The organism is Pseudomonas sp. GL-B-12 (assembly GCF_019955895.1).
GTDB lineage: Bacteria > Pseudomonadota > Gammaproteobacteria > Pseudomonadales > Pseudomonadaceae > Aquipseudomonas.
Window position 1 is genome coordinate 41,398 of record NZ_JAHBCX010000029.1, and the last position, 21,320, is coordinate 62,717.

Genomic DNA, 21,320 nt, shown 5'->3' on the forward strand with positions numbered 1-21,320 from the left:
GCCTTCTATTCTTGTGCCTGCCCGCCGTTATTCCTGCCTCAACGGAGAGCTCCCCCATGACTGATACCCCCGATCGTGACGAACGCCATCTGGCGCGCATGCAGCGCAAAAAAGCCGTGATCGACGAGCGCATCGCCAATTCCCCGAACGAGTGTGGCCTGCTGCTCGTACTGACCGGCAATGGCAAGGGCAAGAGCAGTTCGGCTTTCGGCATGCTCGCCCGCGCCATGGGGCACGGCATGCAATGCGGCGTGGTGCAGTTCATCAAGGGCCGCAACAGCACGGGGGAGGAGTTGTTCTTCCGGCGCTTTCCCGAGCAGGTGCGTTTTCATGTGATGGGCGAAGGTTTTACCTGGGAAACCCAGGACCGCCAGCGCGACATCGCCGCCGCCGAAGCCGCCTGGGCGGTGTCGCAGCAACTGCTGCGCGATCCGGCCATCGGCCTGGTGGTGCTGGATGAGCTGAACATCGCCCTCAAGCACGGCTACCTCGATCTCGATCAGGTGCTCAGCGACTTGCAGGCCCGACCACCGATGCAACACGTGGTGGTCACCGGTCGTGCCGCCAAGCCGGAAATGATCGAGATGGCTGACACCGTCACCGAAATGGGTGTGATCAAACACGCCTTTCAGGCCGGGATCAAAGCGCAGAAAGGCGTCGAATTGTGAGTCAGCCTCGGCACTGTCCGGCGGTACTGATTGCCGCGCCGGCTTCCGGCCAGGGCAAGACCACCGTCACCGCGGCGCTGGCCCGATTGCATCGCAATCAGGGGCGCAAGGTCCGTGTGTTCAAGTGCGGCCCCGACTTTCTCGATCCGATGATCCTCGAACGCGCCAGCGGTGCGCCGGTGTATCAGCTGGACATGTGGATGGTCGGCGAGCAGGAGAGTCGCCGGTTGCTGTGGGAAGCCGCCGCTGAAGCGGACCTGATCCTGATCGAAGGCGTCATGGGGCTGTTCGACGGTACGCCGTCGAGCGCCGATCTGGCGCGGCATTTCGGTGTGCCGGTGCTGGGGGTGATCGATGGCACCGCCATGGCCCAGACCTTTGGCGCATTGGCCCTGGGGCTGGCGCGTTATCAGCCGGACTTGCCGTTCGCCGGCGTACTGGCCAATCGTGTCGGTACGCTGCGCCACGCGCAACTGCTCGAAGGCAGCCTGACTGAAGGTTTGCGCTGGTACGGCGCGCTGTCCCGGGAAACCGGGATCGAATTGCCGAGCCGGCACCTGGGGCTGGTGCAGGCCAGTGAGTTGAACGATCTCGACATGCGCCTCGATGCGGCCGCCGATGCCCTGGCCAGCAGTTGCGAGGTCGCATTGCCGCCGGCAGTCGAGTTCGCCGCCCCCGATGTCATCGCGGCCGAACCGCTGCTGGCCGGTGTGCGCATTGCCGTGGCCCGTGATGAAGCCTTTGCGTTCACCTACGGCGCGAGCCTGGATCTGCTGCGGGCGATGGGCGCCGAGTTGTCGTTCTTCTCGCCGATCCGCGACAGTGGGTTGCCGGAGGCGGACAGCCTGTATCTGCCGGGCGGTTACCCGGAACTGCACCATGTTGCGCTGGCGCAAAACACCGCGATGCTCGATGCGATCCGCGCCCACCACCGGGCAGGCAAACCGTTGCTTGCCGAGTGTGGTGGCATGCTGTATCTGCTCGATTCCCTGACCGATGTCGAGGGCACTCGCGCCGAGCTGGTTGGCTTGCTGGCCGGTGATGCGGTCATGCAAAAGCGTCTGGCAGCACTGGCGTTGCAAGCGGTGGAATTGCCGGAAGGTTCGCTGCGCGGACACACCTATCACCATTCGCTGACCACCACTGAACTGGCGCCGATTGCCCGTGGCTTGAGCCCTAACGGCGGGCGCGGAGCGGAGGCGGTTTACCGTGAGGGGCGGATGACTGCCTCCTATGTGCACTTTTATTTTCCGTCGAACCCTTCGGCGATTGCCGCGCTGTTTGCGCCGGACCTTGAAGCCGCCTTCGCGAGCAAGCCCGCTCCCACAGGGGATTGCGTTTCTTCAGGCAGCTCACTTTCAAATGTGGGAGCGGGCTTGCTCGCGAAGCGGTCATGAGCGACAACGAATTCTCTGAGGCCGAACGCGCAGCGGTCTATCGTGCCATCGCCGAGCGCCGCGACATGCGTCACTTCAGCGGCGGCACCGTCGAGCCCGAATTGCTGCGGCGCGTGCTCGAAGCCGCACACCAGGCTCCCAGTGTCGGCCTGATGCAGCCTTGGCGCTTCATTCGCATCACTGATCGCACCTTGCGCGGGCAAATCCAGGCCCTGGTGGAAGAAGAACGCATCCGCACCGCCGAAGCCCTCGGCGAGCGCAGCGATGAGTTCATGAAGCTCAAGGTCGAAGGCATCAACGATTGTGCCGAGGTACTGGTCGCCGCGCTGATGGACGACCGCGAGCAGCATATCTTCGGCCGCCGCACCTTACCGGAAATGGACATGGCTTCGTTGTCCTGCGCGATCCAGAACCTGTGGCTGGCGTCCCGCGCCGAAGGGCTGGGCATGGGCTGGGTGTCGCTGTTCGAACCGCAAGCCCTGGCCGATTTGTTGAGGTTGCCACCGGGAGCCAAGCCGCTGGCGGTGCTGTGCCTTGGGCCGGTGAAGGAGTTCTACCCGGCGCCGATGCTGGTGCTCGAAGGCTGGGCGCAGGCGCGTCCGCTACATGAATTGCTGTATGAAAATTATTGGGGAGTGAGTCAATGAGTGTGGCGTTGTTGAGTGTCGCCGCGGTCGCGCTGGATGCGCTGCTGGGTGAACCCAAACGCTGGCATCCGCTGGTGGCGTTCGGCCGTTTTGCCGAGCGCATCGAGCAACGTTTCAACGGCGGCGGTCGCGGCTGGCGCAGCCATGGCGTCACCGCGTGGGTGATCGCCGTGTTGCCGCTGACGCTGTTGGTCACGGCATTTTCCTGGGCGCCTTATGTCGGCTGGATCGTCGAGATTCTCGCGCTCTATTGCGCCCTCGGCATGCGCAGCCTCGGTGAGCACGTCACGCCTGTGGCCAAGGCCCTGCGCAGTAATGACCTGGAAGCGGCGCGTACGCGCGTGAGCTATCTGGTCAGTCGCCAGACCAGCGAACTGGATGAAACCGAGGTCGCCCGCGCCGCTACCGAGTCGGTACTGGAAAACGGCAGCGATGCGGTATTCGCGGCGTTGTTCTGGTTTGCCGTGGCGGGTGCGCCGGGCGTGGTGCTCTACCGCCTGAGCAATACGCTGGATGCGATGTGGGGTTATCGCAATGAGCGCTTCGAACGGTTCGGCTGGGCGGCGGCGAAGGTCGACGATGTGCTCAATTACATTCCTGCGCGCCTGGTGGCACTGACTTACGCGTTGCTGGGCAAAACCCGCCTGGCGTTGAAGTGCTGGCGCAACCAGGGCCCGACCTGGGACAGCCCGAACGCCGGCCCGGTGATGGCGGCAGGGGCGGGTGCCCTTGGTGTCGAATTGGGTGGGGCGGCGATTTATCACGGCGAACTGCATCAGCGTCCGCAGTTGGGCGAAGGCGTGCCGGCGGATGCCGACTCCATTGACCGGGGCTGGCAATTGGTCCAGCGCGGGGTATGGTTATGGCTGCTGATTCTCTGCCTGGGGGCCGAATTTTATGCTTGAACACGGTGGGCGACTGCGCAAGGCGGCGCTCGAATACGGCATAGATGAAGCCGACTGGCTGGACCTGTCCACGGGGCTTGCGCCCTGGCCGTTTCCGGTGCCGGATATTCCGCTACGGGCCTGGGCCCGTTTGCCGGAGGCGGACGATGATCTGGAGCAGGCTGCCTGTGATTACTACGGCGCCCTGCAGGCATTGCCGGTGGCCGGCTCGCAAATGGCGATTCAACTGCTGCCGCGATTGCGTCGGGCGGGTAAGGTCGGCGTGCTGTCGCCGTGTTACGCCGAGCACGCCGAGGCGTGGCGTCGCAACGGCTACATCGTGCGTGAAGTGCTGGAGCAGGAAGTCGACTTCTTTATCGACAGTTTCGACGTGCTGGTGGTGGTCAACCCGAATAACCCCACGGGCCTGAGCCTGACGCCCAGTCGCCTGCTCGACTGGCACACGCGACTGGCCCAGCGCGGTGGCTGGCTGGTGGTGGACGAAGCGTTCATGGATAACACGCCGCAACTGAGCCTGGCGCCGTTTGCCCATCAAGTCGGGCTGATCGTCTTGCGCTCCTTCGGCAAGTTTTTCGGCCTGGCCGGTGTGCGCCTGGGGTTTGTGCTGGCCGAGCGCAAGTTGCTCAAGTTGCTCGCTGAACAAGTGGGGCCCTGGGCCGTGAGCGGGGCAACCCGGGTCGTGGGCCAGGCCTGCCTGCGCGATACCGAGGCGCATACGGCGCAACGGGTGCGCGCCGAAGAAGCCAGCGAGCGCCTGGCGTCGTTGCTGGAGCAATACGGCTTCAAGCCTCAGGGCGGTTGTGCGCTGTTCCAGTGGCTGATCACCGAGCGCGCCGAAGCACTGCATGAGTTCATGGCCCGGCGCGGCATTCTCCTGCGGTTGTTCACGCACAACAGCAGCCTGCGATTCGGCTTGCCCGGTGACGAAATCGCCTGGGTACGACTGGCGCAGGCGTTCGACGATTTCGCCAAGGAAAACCAATGACCACGCTGATGGTGCAGGGCACCACATCGGATGCCGGTAAAAGCACGCTGGTGACTGCGCTGTGCCGTTGGGCCACCCGCCAAGGCGTCAGGGTGGTGCCGTTCAAGCCGCAGAACATGGCCCTCAACAGTGCGGTGACCGCCGACGGTGGCGAGATCGGTCGCGCCCAGGCGGTACAGGCCCAGGCCGCGCACCTTGAACCGCACACCGACATGAACCCGGTGTTGCTCAAACCCAACAGTGACACCGGTGCCCAGGTGATCATCCATGGCCGTGCTGTCACGACCATGAATGCCGTTGCCTATCACGACTACAAAACCATCGCCATGCAAGCGGTGCTGGCCTCCCACGAGCGCTTGAGCGCGGCGTATCCGCTGGTGATGGTCGAGGGCGCAGGCTCGCCGGCGGAAATCAATCTGCGGGCCGGCGACATCGCCAACATGGGCTTCGCCGAAGCGGTGGATTGCCCGGTGCTGCTGATCGCCGATATCAACCGCGGCGGGGTTTTCGCCCACCTGGTAGGCACCCTTGAACTGCTGTCGCCGAGCGAACAGGCGCGGGTCAAAGGCTTCGTCATCAATCGTTTCCGGGGCGACATCGCGTTGCTGCAACCCGGTCTCGACTGGCTCGAAAAGCGCACCGGCAAACCGGTGATCGGCGTGCTGCCGTACGTGATGGACCTGCACCTGGAGGCCGAGGACGGCATCGATCAACGCCAGGCCGATAAAGCCGAGCAGGTGCTGAAGGTGGTGGTACCGGTGCTGCCGCGCATCAGCAATCACACCGATTTCGATCCGTTGCGCCTGCATCCGCAAGTGGACCTGCAATTCATCGGCCCCGGCCAGGCGATTCCGCCCGCCGACCTGATCATTCTTCCTGGCTCGAAAAGTGTGCGCAGCGACCTCGCGTACCTGCGAGCCAGCGGCTGGGAGGCTGCCATCGCCCGGCATCTGCGTTACGGCGGGAAACTGCTGGGGATCTGTGGCGGCCTGCAGATGCTCGGTGAGCACGTACATGATCCGCTGGGTCTCGAAGGTGCGCCGGGTTCCAGCGCCGGTTTGGGGCTATTGGCCTTCCAGACTCAACTCGAACAAGAGAAGCAGTTGCGCAATGTGCGTGGTCGGTTGGCGCTGGAAGATGCGCCTGTTGCGGGTTATGAAATTCATGCCGGCGTGACCACCGGGCCGGCGCTGGAAAACGCCGCCGTGCAACTGGATGACGGCCGCTGTGATGGTGCGCAAAGTGCTGACGGGCAGATTTTCGGCACCTACCTGCACGGGCTGTTCGAATCGCCGGCGGCGTGCAGTGCGCTGCTGCGCTGGGCTGGGTTGCAGGATGTGCAGGACGTGGATTACCACGCCTTGCGCGAGCGAGATATCGAGCGGCTGGCGGATCTGGTGGAGAAGCATCTGGATACCGGGCTGTTGCGGGAACTCTGTGGAATCTGAGGTGGCCACACCGCCCATTTGAAAGGATGTAACCATGCTCCAACTGATCCTCGGCGGCGCCCGCTCCGGCAAGAGTCGCCTGGCTGAAAAGCTAGCCATCGACAGCGCCCTGGCCGTGACCTACATCGCCACCAGCCAGCCACTGGATGGCGAAATGAGCGAGCGGGTGGCCCATCACCGCGCCCGTCGTCCTGCCGAATGGGCATTGATCGAAGAGCCGGTGGAACTGGCCCGGGCGCTGCGTGAGTCCGCCCGTGCCGAGCGCTGCCTGCTGGTGGATTGCCTGACCCTGTGGCTGACCAATCTGCTGATGCTCGACGATGCCGAGCGCTTGCAAGCCGAGCGTGATGCCTTGCTGGACTGCCTGGCGTCGCTGCCGGGTGAAATCATTTTTGTCAGCAACGAGACCGGAATGGGTGTCGTGCCGCTGGGCGAATTGACTCGCCGCTATGTCGATGAAGCCGGTTGGCTGCATCAAGCTCTGGCTGAGCGTTGTCAGCGTGTCGTCCTGACCGTCGCCGGCCTGCCCCTGACTTTGAAAGGAACTGCGTTATGACTCAATCCTGGTGGCTGAACCCGTGCAAGCCGGTCGATACCCAAGTGTTCGAACAGGCGCAGGTGCGGCAACAGCAACTGACCAAGCCAGCCGGCTCCCTCGGCCAGCTGGAAGCGGTGGCGGTGCAACTGGCGGGATTGCAGGGACGGGTCAAGCCGAGCCTGGAGCAGGTGTGGATTGCGATTTTTGCCGGCGACCATGGCGTCGTCGCCGAGGGCGTGTCGGCGTTTCCCCAGGAAGTGACCGGGCAGATGCTGCTCAACTTCGTCAGCGGTGGTGCCGCGATCAGCGTATTGGCGCGGCAACTGGGCGCTTCCCTTGAGGTGGTTGACCTTGGCACGGTAACGCCGTCGCTGAACCTGCCGGGCGTGCGCCACCTTAACGTCGGCCCGGGCACGGCAAATTTTGTACAAGGACCGGCCATGACCGAAGCCCAGGGGCAACTCGCCTTGCAGGCCGGCCGTGACAGCGTGCAGCGGGCAATTGCCAGCGGTGCGCAGTTGTTTATCGGTGGCGAAATGGGCATCGGTAACACCACCGCCGCCAGCGCCCTGGCGTGCGCGTTGCTCGATTGCCCGGTGGTGCATTTGACCGGGCCTGGTACCGGGCTCAATGCCGAAGGTGTCAGCCACAAGGCCCAGGTGATCGAGCGCGCCCTGGCATTGCATGACGCACAGCGTGACGATGCCTTGCAGACCCTGTTCAACCTCGGTGGTTTCGAGATCGCCGCGCTGGTCGGTGCCTACCTCGCGTGTGCCCAAGAGGGTGTCGCGGTGCTGGTGGACGGCTTCATTTGCAGCGTCGCCGCGCTGGTCGCAGTGCGCTTGAATCCAGAATGTCGTCAGTGGCTGTTGTTCGGTCATCGCGGCGCCGAGCCGGGGCATCGTCATGTGCTGGAAACCCTGGACGCGCAACCCTTGCTCGACCTCGGCCTGCGACTGGGCGAAGGCAGTGGCGCGGCGTTGGCAGTGCCGCTGCTGCGTCTGGCTTGCGACCTGCACGGGCAGATGGCGACCTTCGCCGAAGCCGCCGTGGCAGATCGTCCGGCATGACCTTGCACCTGGATCTGTTGCGTCACGGTGAAACCGAACTTGGCGGCGGCTTGCGCGGCAGTATCGATGACGCGTTGACCGATTTTGGCTGGGCGCAGATGCGCGCCGCCGTGGTCGGGCAAGGGCCGTGGGATCGGCTGGTCAGTTCGCCGTTGCAGCGTTGTGCACGCTTTGCCGAGGAGCTCGGTGCGCAATTGGGCGTGCCGGTGCAACTGGATAAAGACCTGCAAGAGCTGCATTTCGGCGCCTGGGAAGGGCAGAGCGCGGCAGCGTTGATGGAAACCGACGCGCAGGCCCTGGGCTTGTTCTGGGCCGATCCTTATTCATTCACGCCGCCTCAGGGTGAGCCGGTTGCGGAGTTTTCGGCACGGGTGCTGGCAGCGCTGGAGCGTTTGCACGCGACCTGTGCCGGTGAGCGCACTCTGCTGATCAGCCATGGCGGTGTGATGCGTCTGTTGCTGGCACAAGCGCGCGGGCTGCCACGTGAGCAACTGCTCAACGTTGAGGTCGGGCATGGCGCGCTGTTTTCGCTGACGGTGGGGCCTGCGGGCTTGTTGAAGGAAGTGCTCTGATCATGCTGCCATTCTGGATCGCCCTGCAATTTCTCAGCAGCCTGCCGATTCGCCTGCCCGGTATGCCTGAGCCCCGGGAGCTGGGGCGGTCGCTGCTGTTTTATCCGCTGGTGGGATTGCTGTTTGGCGCGATTCTGTGGGCAGTCAACTGGCTGTTGCTGGGCACGCCGACGTTGTTGCACGCGGCGCTGTTGCTGAGCGTTTGGGTGCTGCTCAGCGGCGGCTTGCATCTGGATGGCCTGGCGGACAGCGCCGATGCCTGGCTGGGTGGTTTTGGCGACCGCGAGCGCACGCTGACCATCATGAAAGACCCGCGCAGCGGGCCGATCGCCGTGGTGACGCTGGTGCTGGTGTTGTTGCTTAAGTTCACCGCGCTGCTGGCGCTGATCGAGCAGCCGCATTCGCTGGCATTGATCATCGTGCCGTTGATCGGTCGCAGCGCGTTGCTCGGTTTGTTCCTGACCACGCCCTATGTGCGTGCAGGTGGTTTGGGCCAGGCATTGGCCGATCATCTCCCGCGTTTGGCGGGCAAGCAGGTGTTGGCGGTCAGTGCGCTGGCTTGTGTGTTGATCGCAGGCGTCAGCGGTGCGCTGGCGGTGGTGTTGGCGGCGCTGGGGTTTGTCTGGCTGCGCCAGGTGATGTTGCGGCGCCTGGGCGGTACGACGGGGGACACGGCGGGAGCTATGCTGGAGTTGCTGGAAGTTGCAGTGCTGGTAGGCTTGGCGCTGGCCTGATCGGGTTGTGTTGAATGTTCCGGCCTCATCGCGAGCAGGCTCACTCCCACGGTTGATCGCATTCCAATGTGGGAGCGACGGTGCGGCGATCCGACCTGCTCGCGAAAGCGATCTTCGGTGCACCACCTGATCACTGAACAAACCCCATGCCACTTGATTTAACCGACTCGCGGGTATATACACGCACCATGCTCGATTCCCAATGTTTATGCATCAACCTGCGTCGCGCCGCCCGTGGCGTCAGCAGGCATTACGACGGCGCTCTCGACGGCTTCGGGATCAACGTTGCGCAGTATTCTTTGCTGTGCAATCTGCAGCGTCTGGATCAGCCGAGCATCTCGGCCCTGGCCGAGGCCATGGGCCTGGATCGCAGCACCCTGGGGCGCAATTTGCGGGTGCTGGAGGGTGATGGCCTGGTGACGCTGGTCGAGGGCGAGGACATGCGTAACCGCATCGTCCTGCTGACCGAGGCCGGGGCAGAGCGCCTCAAGGCTGCCTTGCCGGCCTGGGAAGCCGCGCAGCAACGCTTGATCGATCGCCTGGGGGCCGAGAAGCGCGAAATCTTACTGAAGCTGCTGGATGAACTGGCATGATGCCGGTTTTTTCGATCTTAAGCGGGTATATACCCGCTACCGGAGAACAACAATGACATCGATGTGGCGTACATGCGGCTGGGTCCTGTTGGGGAGTGCGCTGATCCTTGCGTTGTCGCTGGGCGTTCGCCACGGCTTCGGGTTGTTTCTGGCGCCGATGAGCGCCGAGTTCGGCTGGGGCCGTGAAGTCTTTGCCTTCGCCATCGCCCTGCAGAACCTGATCTGGGGCCTCGCTCAGCCGTTCACCGGCGCCCTGGCCGACCGCTTCGGTGCGGCGAAAGTGGTGCTGATCGGTGGTGTCCTGTACGCGGCCGGGCTGATCTGCATGGGGCTCTCCGACTCGGCGCTGACCTTGTCCCTGAGCGCCGGCCTGCTGATCGGCATCGGACTGTCCGGCACGTCGTTCTCGGTGATTCTGGGGGTGGTCGGCCGCGCGGTGCCGCCGGAAAAACGCAGTATGGGCATGGGGATCGCCAGTGCTGCCGGTTCGTTCGGCCAGTTCGCGATGCTGCCCGGCACACTCGGTTTGATCGGATGGCTTGGCTGGTCCGCGGCGCTGCTGGCGCTGGGCTTGCTGGTGGCATTGATCGTGCCGCTGGTGAGCATGCTCAAGGACAAACCGCTGCCCGTCCTGGGCCACGAACAGACCCTTGGCGAAGCGCTGCGCGAAGCCTGCTCCCACTCCGGATTCTGGCTGCTGGCGTTCGGCTTTTTTGTGTGCGGATTCCAGGTGGTGTTCATCGGCGTGCACTTGCCGGCCTATCTGGTGGATCAACATCTTCCGGCGACGGTCGGCACCACGGTGCTGGCGCTGATCGGCCTGTTCAACATCTTCGGCACCTATACCGCTGGATGGCTCGGCGGGCGCATGTCCAAGCCGCGTCTGCTCACCGGTTTGTACTTGCTGCGGGCGGTGGTCATTGCGTTGTTCCTGTGGGCGCCGGTGACGACCACCACGGCTTACCTGTTCGGCATGGCCATGGGCTTCCTGTGGCTGTCGACGGTGCCGTTGACCAATGGCACGGTAGCGACCTTGTTTGGTGTGCGAAACCTGTCCATGCTCGGCGGGATTGTTTTCCTGTTTCACCAGCTCGGTTCGTTCCTGGGCGGCTGGCTGGGTGGCGTGGTGTACGACCGTACCGGCAGCTATGACTTGATCTGGCAGGTCGCGATTCTCTTGAGCCTGTTGGCCGCTGCCCTCAACTGGCCGGTGCGTGAGCGGCCGGTAGAGCGTCTGCAATCACAAATGAGTGCGATATGAACAGTCTTTGGTCGCGGATCGCTTTAGCCGCCGTCTGCGCCTTATTGCTGGCGTTGTCGTGGTGGGGCTGGCATCAGGGCGGATTGGCGCTGATGCAGTTGGGCATGGGTGCTTGCTAGCGAGCGGCGAGGGCGAGTAACGTCGCTTTTGACGAATTATCAAGGATGCACCGACATGCTGATGCGCTGGATTGCAGTCCCCGCGTTGCTGGTGACGTTTACCGGGCTGGCCTACGCGGCCGAGTGCCCGGAGCTGTTGCAAGGATCACTGCAAAAGCTGCGCGCCAAGGAATCCATCGACCTGTGCCAGCGGTATGAAGGTAAGCCGCTGGTGGTGGTCAATACTGCGAGCTTCTGCGGTTTCGCCCCGCAGTTCAAAAGCCTTGAGGCGCTGAATCAGCGTTACAAAGGGCAGGGGCTGGAAGTGCTGGGTGTTCCGTCCAATGACTTCAAGCAGGAGTCCAAGGACGGTGCCGAAACCGCCAAGGTTTGTTACGTCAACTATGGCGTGACCTTCACTATGACCGAGCCGCAGTCGGTACGTGGCGCCGACGCAACCCATCTGTTCAAGGTGCTGGCCGAACAGAGTAGTGCGCCAAAATGGAATTTCTACAAATATGTGGTCGATCGCAAGGGTAAGGTGATCGCCAACTTTTCCAGCCTGACCAAGCCCGATGATCCCGAGTTCATTGCAGCGGTGGAGCAAGCCCTGGCTTCACAACCTTGATCCGCACCCACTAAAAAGCCCCGCCTCTGTACAAGAGAGCGGGGCTTTTTTTTTCAGCGGGCGAGCGGTTCAGGCTCGCCGGGAATCATCAGAAGCGGTAGGTCGCACCGAGACCGAAACCGTTCGCGTAGTTTTCATACTCGGCGTTGTAGCTCTGGCCACGGTTGTTGCTGTTGTTGACCTTGACCGATTCTTCGCGCAGGTACGAATACGCCAGGTCGATGGTCAGGTCGTCGGTCGGGCTCCAGCCGGCGCCTACGCTGAAAATCTTGCGATCGCCAGTCGGGATACGTGGGGAACGATTGACGTTGTTGGTCGGTGCCTGGTCAACGGACAGACCGGTACGCAGTACCCATTGCTTGTTCAGCTGGTAGGACGCGCCGATGGCGTGAGCCCAGGTGTCGTGCCAGTTCTGTTCTTCGGTGATGGTGCCGAACTGGCCGTTCAGAACGGCTGGAACGCCTTTGTTTTCAACGGTGATGTCTTGCAGGCGGCTCCAGCGGGTCCAGGTGCTGCCTGCGTAAAGAGTCCACTTGTCGTCGAGCTGGTGAGTGACTGAGAAGTCCACCGATTCAGGTGTGGTCAGGTCCAGCGAAGCGTCGTACTTCTGGTTTGGGTTCTGGCCGATCAGGCCCAGCACGTTGTAGTTGACCTTGGTGTTACCGTCGAGCGTGTACTTCACTTTCGAGTGGTAGGTCAGGCCGACGCGGGTGCTGTCGGTGGCTTGAACCAGCACGCCGATGTTGTAGCCCAGCGCGGTGTCGTCACCTGTGATCTTGACCTTGCCGTCCGGCGCGGCCTGGGTGATCGACAGGTTCGATTCCAGGGTGCCGTCAATACGGTTGATGGTCGGGCCGAAACCGATGGAAACCTTGTCGTTGAAGGCGTAGCTGACAGTCGGTTGCAGGGTGATGATTTTAACTTCGCTCTTGCTGCCGAAGTAGCGACCGGCAAAGCCGTTTTCATAGTCGGTTACCAGACCGAATGGTGCGTATACGCCCACACCGAAGGCCCACTTGTCGTCGATTGGCTTGACGTAGTAGCCCATAGGGACGGCGATGAGCGGAACCATGTCGCCGTCGTTGCTGCCGCTGTTCGGGCGGGAGCTTGCGTGGCTGATATCAGTGTGTGCGTCGATCATCGCAACACCGCCGGTGACTTGTTCGCGCTTGATGCGCGACATGCCGGCAGGGTTGCCAAAAATTGTACTTGCGTCATCGGCAGAGGAAGATCGCCCGGCAAAACCCGTACCCATCCCGCTGATGCTTTGTTCGTTAACGGCAAAGCCACTTGCGAAAATCTGGGTGGATGCCATGGCAACGGCGAGACTGATGGTGGTTTTGAGCATTACTTTTTTCATTATTAGAACTCCTGGTGATCACCGGGGCGAAAATTACCAACATTTTCGTCCCAGCGCCATAGGCTGTATGGCTTGATTTAGAGCGGTTTTGTAGGACAATCCGACCAGAATCGCGACGTGTTACGCGATCTTTGGATCCAGAGGGGTCAGCAGGCTACCTGATTCAGCGGTGAAACACAGGTTTGCCAGGCGCAGGTGAAATCACGCAGACGCCCTTGGGGTTGAAAGGTCTGGCGCCAGATTCTGGCCATACCCAGCAAATCATCAGGGGCGGGGAGGGGGGTATTCTGTTCTTCCACCAGCAGCCAGGCGATGGCTGTGGCGTAACGCAGGTTGACGGTCAATTCGAGGTGCGGGCTACTGAGAAACGCATGCTGGCTGGCCAAGCCGCGGACCAGGCTTGCACGGTCCGGATCAAGGGCCAGGTAATGGTCCCAAAGGGCCTGGTGGCGGGGCTCGGCGATGCGGTACAGGCCGTGCCCACGGCGGTCATGCAGGGCGGAACCAAGGGCGGACTGGCTGGCGGCAATGCCCAGTAGCAGGGATTCGGCAGTAGCGCTATGGCGTCCGAGGTAGATCAAGGTCGGACGAATCACGTAGCGGCACAGTTCGCTGGCAGCGATACCCATAAAACCCTCGAAGCCTGAGTTGGACGGCGATACCTGAAGGGGGGGGCTTGGCAGCAGTGAATCGACTCAGGCTCGCCGCAAGCGGGTCAAGCCGCTTGAGTTGAAGTGTAGTGTCATATTCGCGCTGTAAAGGCCTGTTTTTAAAATATTTCCAGCGATCAGTTATAACCGTTATATCGGATCGTGCTTAGTCGTGATTCGAGGAAAGGGAAATATCGGGCAATAAAAAGCCCCGCTTTTTGGGCAGGGCTTTCGGTTTTTCAGCCTTTCTGGCGTTTCAGGCAACCAGTGCCTGACGGGTACGCTCGATCACGGCCTGCAGCGGCTCGGCGCTGGAGTATTGATCGGGGTACAGGCGTTCGCTGTGACGAGCGATACCGTGTTCGTTGACCAGGGTGAAGCTGAAGCAGCCTTTGCGAGCGGCCATGATCAGGCAGTTCATTGGTGCAAAAGCGTTGGTTAGGGTGCGAATGGCATCCTGAGTGTGGATTTGAGTAGACATTATTGGGTGTTCCTACAAATGACACGGATAAGAACCGTGCAACGTTAAAACGTTCCAGTAACGTCGATCACCATTGATCGAACGAAGAACCCGACTGGAACAAAGCAGCCAGTTTGAAGCGCTGACAAATTGGCGCGCTTGGGCTGGCAGGTAGGTACTTAGGAGGGCAGGCAACACATCGAGGGCAAAGGTTCTGGGCCCGGGGTGAAGATCCTGATCAATTTGCAGGTTGGTTCGAGCAGAGTAAGCAGGCGGAGCAACACCCTTTGCTTTCGATTCAAAGGTTGTGTTGGCGCAGGATTTACCTGGAAACCATCGAGGTGGTCGATCCCGCTTGTTCGGTGGAGGCTTCCGTCGGGAAGGCTGACCGGGGGGATTTGTTCGACCAGAATTGACTTTCAGCTTGGTACTAACGCCGCGGATACTAACGGATTGAACTGGCCAAGGGAAGTGTGTTAGCGAAAAGAATTTCCCGGCAGGTGCCTGATCGGGCTGTTTTGCCATTTAGAGATGCGCATAAAGCTGCGCGGCCTCCGATTGATACGCCCTGTATTCGAACAGAATCCGACCACCGGTCATCGAAGTTTGTAGCAACGCAGCCGCCTAAACAGCGGGTTTGCCAGGGCTTATCCCCAGGCACGACAAAAAAATGCGCCGAAAAAGTGCGTCGATATAACCGTCGCAAAGGGACTTGTGCACATTAGTTGCGCGGTCTGTCACCCCGCTGTCATCTCATGTTCAAGCGCAATGGCTGCCTGCAACCAAAATTTAAGTCAATGAAAAACATCGCTTTTTTTTACTGGTGAAAAAATCGTCAGTTTGACTGCGAGCCCCATTCCACAGGGCTTTGAGCGAGTTGAAGGGCGGTTGTCCACTGAGTTATCCACAGCTTCTGTGGATTGTCCCGAGCGCTTGCTCTAGGACGGGCGTGCCGGGATATTTTCAGCTTTACCTGTAAGAAAAAGAGAGTAAAGTTGCGCGCCTTCCGATCTGCCCCACAGTGCTTTATGAAGTTTCGCTCAGCCTCCGTTTCCTCTTCCTCCACACCACCCTCTGTTGCCCCTACCAAGCGCTTTTCCATGCGCGTGGCGGAGTGGCTGTTGGACAGTCCGCATCTGGGCGAAAACCGTAACGTCAAACACATCGCCGGACGTCTGCTCAAGCAACCGGCCCGTGAAGGCGTAGTGGCTGCGCAAAGTCGCCTTGGCCAGTTGATGTGCCGCGAATGCGGGAATGCCCGGGACCGCCGGATCGGTCAGGACCTGTTGCGTCAGGCCGCTCGGGCAGGCGATCACCGCGCTCAACAGGAACTGGGGCTGATCGAAGACTGAGCTGTCCAAGACCGGACGCCTTGGTTAACCTTCAGGCTTTATCCGAATGGCAGGAGTGGCTATGGCAATGGACTTGACCAGCGTATTGCTGGGTCTGGCAGCGGCTGCGTTGCCGTTGCTGGTATTGGCCTGGCAACTGCAGCGTCGGGCCAGCAGCACGCAAGCCGATGTCGCGCTGCTGCAAGAACGCCTGGCCATGGCGCAACTGGCGCAGGACGGATTGAATGCCCAGCTCGAATCCAGCCGCGATGAAGCGGCTGACCTGACCCAGGCCAACGCCGCCAAGCAGGCTGATCTGGCTGCGCTGCGTCGTGAAGTCGAACTGTTGCAGATCGAGCGCGACGACGCCCGGGACGCCTCCCATGCGTGGAATATCGAACGCGCCGGCAAAGAAGCCGAATTGCGCCGTCTGGATGCCCAGGCAGCGTCGCTCAACGCCGAATTGCGCGAGCAACAGGACAGTCATCAGCAACGCCTCAACGACCTGCAAGGTTCGCGGGACGAGTTGCGCGCGCAGTTCGCCGAGCTGGCGGGGAAGATTTTCGATGAGCGCGAGCAGCGTTTTGCCGAAACCAGCCAGCAGCGCCTGGGGCAGTTGCTTGATCCACTCAAGGAACGCATCCAGTCCTTCGAAAAGCGTGTCGAGGAAAGCTATCAGAACGAGGCCCGTGAGCGTTTCTCCCTAGCCAAGGAGCTGGAGCGCCTGCAACAGTTGAATTTGCGCCTGAGCGACGAAGCCACCAACCTGACCCGCGCCTTGAAGGGGCAGAAGACCCAGGGCAACTGGGGCGAGCTGATTCTTGAGCGCGTGCTTGAACATGCGGGGCTGGAGAAGGGCCGCGAGTACCAGACTCAGGTCAATCTCAAGGGGCCGGACGGCGAGCGCTTCCAGCCGGACGTGATCATTTATCTGCCGGGCGACAAACAGGTGGTGGTCGACTCCAAGGTCAGCCTGACGGCCTATCAGCAATACGTGGCGGCTGAGGACGAGGCCATCGGCCAGATCGCGATCAAGCAGCACGTGCTGTCGTTGAGAAATCACGTCAAAGGCCTGGCCGGCAAGGATTACAAGCGCCTCGATGGCTTGCACAGCCTGGATTTCGTGTTGCTCTTCGTGCCGATCGAGGCGGCGTTTTCTGCCGCGTTGCAGGCTGAGCCGACGCTGTTTCAGGAAGCATTCGACCGCAATATCGTGATCGTCAGCCCCACCACCTTGTTGGCGACCCTGCGTGTCATCGACAGCCTGTGGAAGCAGGAGCGCCAGAGCCAGAATGCCCGGGAAATCGCCGAGCGGGCCGGGTGGCTGTACGACAAGTTCGTGCTGTTCATTCAGGATCTGGATGAGGTCGGCAATCGCCTGCAGCAACTGGACAAGGCCTACAGTTCGGCACGCAACAAGCTGACAGAGGGACGTGGCAACCTGGTCAGTCGCAGTGAGCAACTCAAGCTGCTGGGCGCGCGGGCGAGCAAGAGCCTGCCGGCGGACTTGCTGGAGCGGGCGATGACCGATGTGGATGGGCTGGTCGAGTTGCCGGAGTAGCCCCGGGCGAGCGTGGACCTTGTGGCGAGGGGGCTGTGTTGAACCGCGTTACAACGGCAAATACCGGCTCAACAACGCGCGCAACGCCGCCGGTTTCACCGGTTTGGCCAGGTAATCCAGTCCCGCGGCATGCACCAGGTCGACTGTCTCCGGCCGGCCATCGGCGCTGATCACCACCCCTGGAACCGGCTCGCCCATTTGCGTGCGCAACCAGGCCATCAAATCGGTTCCGGTCTCACCATGATCGAGGTGGTAATCCACCAGTGCCAATTGCGGGCGCATGCCTTCGCCAAGCAATGCGGCGCATTCCTCCCGATTGCGCGCGGTCCAGACCTGGCAACCCCAGCGGCTGAGCAGGCTGTTCATGCCGATCAGGATGCTGTCCTCGTTGTCGATACACAGCACCTGCGCGCCATTGAGCAATTTGCCATTGAGCTCCGCGACCTTGACCGGCGCTGCGGTTTGCGCCCGGGCTAGCGGCACGCTGACGCTGAAGACGCTACCGCGCCCCGGCCAGGAGCGTACACGCAAGGTATGACCGAGCACGCGACATAGCCCGTCGGCAATCGCCAGCCCCAGGCCGAGGCCTTTTTCGGCCCGTGTCTGGTGGCTGTCGAGGCGCTTGAACTCTTCGAAAATCACTTGTCGTTTATCTTCCGGAATACCCGGCCCACGGTCCCAGACTTCCAGGCTCAATGCTTCCTTGTGCCGGCGAACCCCCAGTAGCACCGGCCCTTTGCCGTAGCGGAAAGCGTTGGTCAGGAAGTTCTGCAAAATCCGCCGCAGCAATTTGATGTCGCTGTCGACCCGCAACGAGCTTGCGCGAACCCGGAACTCCAGCCCTTGTTCCTGCGCCAGCACCTTGAACTCGGTACCGAGGGTATCGAACAGTTCGTGAAGGGCGAATGGCTGGCGATTGGGGTTGATCTTGCCGTTCTCCAGGCGGGAAATGTCCAGCAGGTCGCTGATCAAGTCCTCGGCCGAGCGCAGCGAGCTGTCCAGGTGCCCGACCAGTTTCTGTGCTTCGCCGGACAAACCATCGTCCTGATGGGAGAGGGCGGCGGAGAACAGCCGCGCCGCATTCAAAGGTTGCATCAAGTCATGGCTGACGGCCGCGAGGAAACGGGTCTTGGACTGGTTGGCCGCCTCGGCGTTGCCCTTGGCTTCGGTCAGGGCAACGTTGAGCTGCGACAATTCGTGGGTCCGTTCGGTGACCCGTTGCTCCAGGCCTTCGTTGGCTTCGGTCAACGCCTGTTCGGCTTCGCGGAACGCGGTGATGTCGGTGAAACTCATGACGAAGCCGCCGCCCGGCATCGGGTTGCCGATCAGCTCGATCACCCGGCCGTTGGGGAACAAGCGCTCGGAGGTGTGCGCGCGGCCCTGACGCATCCAGTGCAGACGGCGAGCGACGTGCACTTCGGCTTCGCCGGGGCCACACAGGCCGCGCTCGGCATTGTGGCGAATGATGTCGGCGATGGGCCGGCCGACGCTGATCAAGCCGTCCGGGTAGTTGAACAGCTCCAGGTATCGACGGTTCCAGGCCACCAGCTTCAGCGACTGGTCGACCACGCTGATGCCCTGGGTGATGTTCTCGATGGCGCCTTGCAGCAAGGCACGGTTGAACTGCAGCACTTCCGAGGCTTCGTCGGCGATGCGCACGACGTCTTCCAGTTGCATCTCCCGCCCTTCAATGGCGGCTTTTACCACCGCGCGGGTCGAAGAGGCACCCAGCACACCGGCCAGCAGGCGTTCGGTATGGGCGATCCATTCACTGTCGGCGTTCTGGTTCGGGTTGAAGCCTTTGCCCTGGCGATAGGCAAAGCGGATGAAGCTTTGACGGGCGCGTTCTTCGCCGACGAAGCGCGCCGCCAGTTGCAGCAGGTCGTCGATCTGCACTGAAAGCATCGAGCGTGCGCTGGGGCGGGCACTGATTTCCTGACCGATGAAGCGGCCCGCCTGCCAGTGCTCGGAAACCCGGGTGCGCGACAGCACCGAGACCCAGGCGAACAGCGTGAAGTTGCCTGCCAGCGACAGCACCACGCCCTGGGTCAGCGGGGTGATCGGCAGGTTCAGAGGATTGCTGTGCAACCAGGCCAGCCCCGGAAAGGTGCTCAAGGACAGGCCGAGGCTGAGGGCGGCAATCGGCAGGATCAAGGTGTAGAACCACAGGAAGGTGCCTGCGGCGAGGCCAGCGAAAACACCGCGGCGGTTGGCCTGCTTCCAGTACAGCGCACCGAGCATGGCGGGGGCCAGCTGGGTTACGGCGGCGAAGGCGATCTGGCCAATGGTCGCCAGGCTGGCGGTCGAGCCCAGCAGGCGATAACTGACGTAGGCCAGCAGCAGAATGACCACGATGCTGACGCGTCGCACCGACAGCATCCACTGGCGGAACACTTCGAACGGGCGTTCGGCATTGTTGCGACGCAGCAGCCAGGGCAACAGCATATCGTTGGAAACCATGGTCGACAGCGCCACGCTGGCTACGATCACCATCCCGGTGGCCGCCGATGCGCCACCGATAAACGCCAGCAGGGCCAACGCCGGATGCGCCTGGGCCAGGGGCAGGCTGATGACGAACGAGTCCGGCAACACCGAGCTGGGCAGCATCATCTGGCCGGCCAGGGCGATCGGCACGACAAACAATGCGGCGAGGGCAAGGTAGGCCGGGAATACCCACTTGGCCAGGCGCAGATCCTGGGGGTCGATGTTCTCGACAACGGTCACGTGGAACTGCCGTGGCAGGCAAATGATCGCCATCATCGCCACACCGGTCTGCACCACCATCGACGGCCAGTTGATGGTTTCCTTCCAGTACTGTTCGAGTCGCGGCGCCAGCATGGCCTGGTCGAACAGGTCGTCGAAACCGTCGTACAGGCCGTAGGTCACGAAGGCGCCGACGGCGAGAAACGCAAACAGCTTGACCAGCGATTCGAAGGCAATCGCAAGCACCATGCCGCGGTGGTGCTCCGTGGCGTCGAGGTTGCGGGTACCGAAGACGATGGTGAACAGCGCCAGCACCAAGGACACGATCAGCGCGGTGTCCTGGGCACGGGTGCCCATGGCGTCAGCGCCGGCACCGATCAGCAGGTTCACACCGAGCACGATGCCTTTGAGTTGCAGCGCTATGTAAGGCAACACACCGACCAGGCAAATCAGCGCCACCACCACCGCCAGCGACTGGGATTTGCCATAGCGTGCGGCGATGAAGTCGGCGATCGAGGTGATGTTTTCCTGTTTGCTGATCATCACCATTTTTTGCAGGACCCACGGTGCGCCGACCAGCAACAGAATCGGCCCGAGGTAGATCGGCAGGAACGACCAGAGCTGTTCGGCGGCCTGGCCCACCGCGCCGAAAAAGGTCCAGCTGGTGCAGTAGACCGCCAGCGACAGGCTGTACACCCAGGCTCGCACACGCGGCGGCAAGGGCGCGCTGCGACGGTCGCCATAGAAGGCGATGGCGAACATGATGGCCATATAGGCCAGGGCGACGACGGCAATCAGCCCGGTGGACAGCGACATGGGGACTCCAGACAAAAGACACCCGGGCTCCCGCCCGGACAGACAGTCTCGCACGACCGCCAACGTTAGTCAGTGTCGACCAAGGTCGTGGCGTGGTGGGGTGTCGCAGGGGAATTTGCAGTGTCTGGACCGGCCTCATCGCGAGCAGGCTCGCTCCCACAGGGGGCGGCGAACACAGGGCAAATGTGAGAGCGAGCCTGCTCGCGATGGGGGCCTCACTGATTCAATGCAACTTCAATCAATCGGTGCAATTCCTCAACCTCCAGCGGCGCCTCGGCAAACAGGATGCGAAACACCGTCGGCGCGGCGATAAGATTGATCAGCCGATCGACACTGGGCTTGGGCTGATTCGGATAGCGATCCAGAATCGTCTGCAGTTGCCCGCCAATGATCGTCGCGCAATAACTCGGCTTCAACGCCGCCTGCACGTCGCATAGCATGTTGCGGCCGGGTTCGGAGCTCATCTCGTCCAGGTACTGTTCCGCCCAGGCCCGCACGTCACCATGAAGGCTGCCGGTATTGGCCGGCTCGTTGTCGGGTTGCATGCGGGCGAGGGCGACGTCGGCCAGCAGCGCCGACACATCGCCCCAGCGTCGATAGATGGTGGACGGTGTGACACCCGCGCGCGCCGCAATTTGCGGCACCGTCACGCTGGCGCGGTCCTGCTCCTCAAGGAGTTGGCGCACGGCCGAATGAATCGACTCTTGTACCCGGGCGCTACGGCCACCAGGGCGTAATGTGGGAGCTGTCATCTTGTGTTTCCTGTATTGCACCGGGTCTTGCGGCTGGCATCCGGTCCTGAAAGCCATGCATCGGACCTTAACACAAAGAATTTGCTTTAAGAGGGATCCAGTAGCACACTCCGCAAAAGCAAAAAATTAGCTTTTGTGGAGTG

21 protein-coding genes are annotated in these 21,320 nt (G+C 61.9%); 16 read left to right on the top strand and 5 right to left on the bottom strand.

The features are described 5' to 3' along the window. The first annotated feature begins 56 nt into the window (after positions 1-56). The 14 genes from cobO (at position 57) to KGA85_RS16850 (ending at position 11,544) form a co-directional block, all read left to right on the top strand. On the top strand, positions 57-668 hold the full coding sequence (gene cobO, locus KGA85_RS16790; RefSeq protein ID WP_223455940.1) for a cob(I)yrinic acid a,c-diamide adenosyltransferase: 612 nt from the start codon (positions 57-59) through the stop codon (positions 666-668). Beyond that, a complete protein-coding gene (locus KGA85_RS16795; RefSeq protein WP_223455939.1) occupies positions 665-2,065 on the top strand; it encodes a cobyrinate a,c-diamide synthase in 1,401 nt (466 codons plus the stop codon). The genes cobO and KGA85_RS16795 overlap by 4 nt, the downstream gene beginning before the upstream one ends. After that, positions 2,062-2,712 (top strand): 5,6-dimethylbenzimidazole synthase, encoded by a 651-nt coding sequence (gene bluB / locus KGA85_RS16800; RefSeq protein WP_223455938.1) that lies wholly within the window; start codon positions 2,062-2,064, stop codon positions 2,710-2,712. Before KGA85_RS16795 ends, bluB begins: the two co-directional genes overlap by 4 nt. Further along, positions 2,709-3,617, top strand: coding sequence for an adenosylcobinamide-phosphate synthase CbiB (cbiB, locus tag KGA85_RS16805; RefSeq protein WP_223455937.1), 909 nt, complete (start codon positions 2,709-2,711; stop codon positions 3,615-3,617). Before bluB ends, cbiB begins: the two co-directional genes overlap by 4 nt. Beyond that, complete coding sequence (cobD, locus tag KGA85_RS16810) at positions 3,610-4,602, top strand: threonine-phosphate decarboxylase CobD (RefSeq protein ID WP_223455936.1); 993 nt, start codon at positions 3,610-3,612, stop codon at positions 4,600-4,602. Before cbiB ends, cobD begins: the two co-directional genes overlap by 8 nt. Next, positions 4,599-6,050: a cobyric acid synthase gene (locus KGA85_RS16815; RefSeq protein WP_223533803.1), complete on the top strand. Its 1,452-nt coding sequence runs from the start codon at positions 4,599-4,601 to the stop codon at positions 6,048-6,050. Before cobD ends, KGA85_RS16815 begins: the two co-directional genes overlap by 4 nt. A gap of 34 nt (positions 6,051-6,084) precedes the next feature. Next, entirely contained in the window at positions 6,085-6,606 is a 522-nt protein-coding gene (gene cobU / locus KGA85_RS16820) for a bifunctional adenosylcobinamide kinase/adenosylcobinamide-phosphate guanylyltransferase (protein ID WP_223455934.1), read from the top strand. Next, positions 6,603-7,658: a nicotinate-nucleotide--dimethylbenzimidazole phosphoribosyltransferase gene (gene cobT / locus KGA85_RS16825; protein WP_223455933.1), complete on the top strand. Its 1,056-nt coding sequence runs from the start codon at positions 6,603-6,605 to the stop codon at positions 7,656-7,658. The genes cobU and cobT overlap by 4 nt, the downstream gene beginning before the upstream one ends. After that, positions 7,655-8,230 carry an alpha-ribazole phosphatase family protein gene (cobC, locus tag KGA85_RS16830; RefSeq protein WP_223455932.1) on the top strand — a complete coding sequence of 192 codons (576 nt, stop codon included), beginning with the start codon at positions 7,655-7,657 and terminating at the stop codon, positions 8,228-8,230. Before cobT ends, cobC begins: the two co-directional genes overlap by 4 nt. 2 nt (positions 8,231-8,232) lie before the next feature. After that, a complete protein-coding gene (locus tag KGA85_RS16835; protein ID WP_223536517.1) occupies positions 8,233-8,964 on the top strand; it encodes an adenosylcobinamide-GDP ribazoletransferase in 732 nt (243 codons plus the stop codon). A gap of 188 nt (positions 8,965-9,152) precedes the next feature. After that, positions 9,153-9,557 (top strand): MarR family winged helix-turn-helix transcriptional regulator, encoded by a 405-nt coding sequence (locus tag KGA85_RS16840; protein ID WP_223455967.1) that lies wholly within the window; start codon positions 9,153-9,155, stop codon positions 9,555-9,557. A 52-nt stretch (positions 9,558-9,609) separates the two neighbouring features. Then, positions 9,610-10,818 carry an MFS transporter gene (locus tag KGA85_RS16845; protein WP_151213332.1) on the top strand — a complete coding sequence of 403 codons (1,209 nt, stop codon included), beginning with the start codon at positions 9,610-9,612 and terminating at the stop codon, positions 10,816-10,818. Continuing rightward, on the top strand, positions 10,815-10,937 hold the full coding sequence (locus tag KGA85_RS31165) for a hypothetical protein (RefSeq protein ID WP_263287484.1): 123 nt from the start codon (positions 10,815-10,817) through the stop codon (positions 10,935-10,937). The genes KGA85_RS16845 and KGA85_RS31165 overlap by 4 nt, the downstream gene beginning before the upstream one ends. Before the next feature lie 55 nt (positions 10,938-10,992). Next, on the top strand, positions 10,993-11,544 hold the full coding sequence (locus KGA85_RS16850) for a glutathione peroxidase (protein ID WP_223533800.1): 552 nt from the start codon (positions 10,993-10,995) through the stop codon (positions 11,542-11,544). A gap of 88 nt (positions 11,545-11,632) precedes the next feature. Here KGA85_RS16850 and KGA85_RS16855 read toward each other — a convergent pair whose 3' ends face one another. From KGA85_RS16855 to KGA85_RS16865, 3 genes are all read right to left on the bottom strand, one after another. Next, on the bottom strand, positions 11,633-12,904 hold the full coding sequence (locus KGA85_RS16855) for an OmpP1/FadL family transporter (protein WP_223455929.1): 1,272 nt from the start codon (positions 12,902-12,904) through the stop codon (positions 11,633-11,635). A 146-nt stretch (positions 12,905-13,050) separates the two neighbouring features. Then, positions 13,051-13,533 (bottom strand): hypothetical protein, encoded by a 483-nt coding sequence (locus tag KGA85_RS16860; RefSeq protein WP_223455928.1) that lies wholly within the window; start codon positions 13,531-13,533, stop codon positions 13,051-13,053. A 277-nt stretch (positions 13,534-13,810) separates the two neighbouring features. Next, positions 13,811-14,035, bottom strand: a complete 225-nt coding sequence (locus tag KGA85_RS16865; protein ID WP_007898912.1) for a hypothetical protein — start codon at positions 14,033-14,035, stop codon at positions 13,811-13,813. Positions 14,036-15,042: 1,007 nt separating this feature from the next. Here KGA85_RS16865 and KGA85_RS16870 point away from each other — a divergent pair. Beyond that, a complete protein-coding gene (locus KGA85_RS16870; protein WP_080925238.1) occupies positions 15,043-15,366 on the top strand; it encodes a hypothetical protein in 324 nt (107 codons plus the stop codon). A gap of 175 nt (positions 15,367-15,541) precedes the next feature. Further along, entirely contained in the window at positions 15,542-16,906 is a 1,365-nt protein-coding gene (rmuC, locus tag KGA85_RS16875) for a DNA recombination protein RmuC (RefSeq protein WP_223455966.1), read from the top strand. Positions 16,907-16,954: 48 nt separating this feature from the next. On the opposite strand, the gene KGA85_RS16880 is transcribed toward rmuC, so the two are convergent. Together KGA85_RS16880 and KGA85_RS16885 are read right to left on the bottom strand one after the other, a co-directional pair. Beyond that, complete coding sequence (locus tag KGA85_RS16880; protein ID WP_223455927.1) at positions 16,955-20,425, bottom strand: PAS domain-containing hybrid sensor histidine kinase/response regulator; 3,471 nt, start codon at positions 20,423-20,425, stop codon at positions 16,955-16,957. 215 nt (positions 20,426-20,640) lie between these two features. Beyond that, a complete protein-coding gene (locus tag KGA85_RS16885; RefSeq protein ID WP_223455926.1) occupies positions 20,641-21,177 on the bottom strand; it encodes a TetR/AcrR family transcriptional regulator in 537 nt (178 codons plus the stop codon). Positions 21,178-21,320: the final 143 nt, after the last annotated feature.

Excerpts from the sequence above, each read along its gene's own strand:
- cobO (WP_223455940.1), top strand. The coding sequence starts at position 57 with ATGACTGATACCCCCGATCGTGACGAACGCCATCTGGCGCGCATGCAG.
- bluB (WP_223455938.1), top strand. The coding sequence starts at position 2,062 with ATGAGCGACAACGAATTCTCTGAGGCCGAACGCGCAGCGGTCTATCGT.
- cbiB (WP_223455937.1), top strand. The coding sequence starts at position 2,709 with ATGAGTGTGGCGTTGTTGAGTGTCGCCGCGGTCGCGCTGGATGCGCTG.
- cobD (WP_223455936.1), top strand. The coding sequence starts at position 3,610 with ATGCTTGAACACGGTGGGCGACTGCGCAAGGCGGCGCTCGAATACGGC.
- KGA85_RS16815 (WP_223533803.1), top strand. The coding sequence starts at position 4,599 with ATGACCACGCTGATGGTGCAGGGCACCACATCGGATGCCGGTAAAAGC.
- cobU (WP_223455934.1), top strand. The coding sequence starts at position 6,085 with ATGCTCCAACTGATCCTCGGCGGCGCCCGCTCCGGCAAGAGTCGCCTG.
- cobT (WP_223455933.1), top strand. The coding sequence starts at position 6,603 with ATGACTCAATCCTGGTGGCTGAACCCGTGCAAGCCGGTCGATACCCAA.
- cobC (WP_223455932.1), top strand. The coding sequence starts at position 7,655 with ATGACCTTGCACCTGGATCTGTTGCGTCACGGTGAAACCGAACTTGGC.
- KGA85_RS16835 (WP_223536517.1), top strand. The coding sequence starts at position 8,233 with ATGCTGCCATTCTGGATCGCCCTGCAATTTCTCAGCAGCCTGCCGATT.
- KGA85_RS16840 (WP_223455967.1), top strand. The coding sequence starts at position 9,153 with ATGCTCGATTCCCAATGTTTATGCATCAACCTGCGTCGCGCCGCCCGT.
- KGA85_RS16845 (WP_151213332.1), top strand. The coding sequence starts at position 9,610 with ATGACATCGATGTGGCGTACATGCGGCTGGGTCCTGTTGGGGAGTGCG.
- KGA85_RS31165 (WP_263287484.1), top strand. The coding sequence starts at position 10,815 with ATGAACAGTCTTTGGTCGCGGATCGCTTTAGCCGCCGTCTGCGCCTTA.
- KGA85_RS16850 (WP_223533800.1), top strand. The coding sequence starts at position 10,993 with ATGCTGATGCGCTGGATTGCAGTCCCCGCGTTGCTGGTGACGTTTACC.
- KGA85_RS16855 (WP_223455929.1), bottom strand. The coding sequence starts at position 12,904 with ATGAAAAAAGTAATGCTCAAAACCACCATCAGTCTCGCCGTTGCCATG.
- KGA85_RS16860 (WP_223455928.1), bottom strand. The coding sequence starts at position 13,533 with ATGGGTATCGCTGCCAGCGAACTGTGCCGCTACGTGATTCGTCCGACC.
- KGA85_RS16865 (WP_007898912.1), bottom strand. The coding sequence starts at position 14,035 with ATGTCTACTCAAATCCACACTCAGGATGCCATTCGCACCCTAACCAAC.
- KGA85_RS16870 (WP_080925238.1), top strand. The coding sequence starts at position 15,043 with ATGAAGTTTCGCTCAGCCTCCGTTTCCTCTTCCTCCACACCACCCTCT.
- KGA85_RS16880 (WP_223455927.1), bottom strand. The coding sequence starts at position 20,425 with ATGTCGCTGTCCACCGGGCTGATTGCCGTCGTCGCCCTGGCCTATATG.
- KGA85_RS16885 (WP_223455926.1), bottom strand. The coding sequence starts at position 21,177 with ATGACAGCTCCCACATTACGCCCTGGTGGCCGTAGCGCCCGGGTACAA.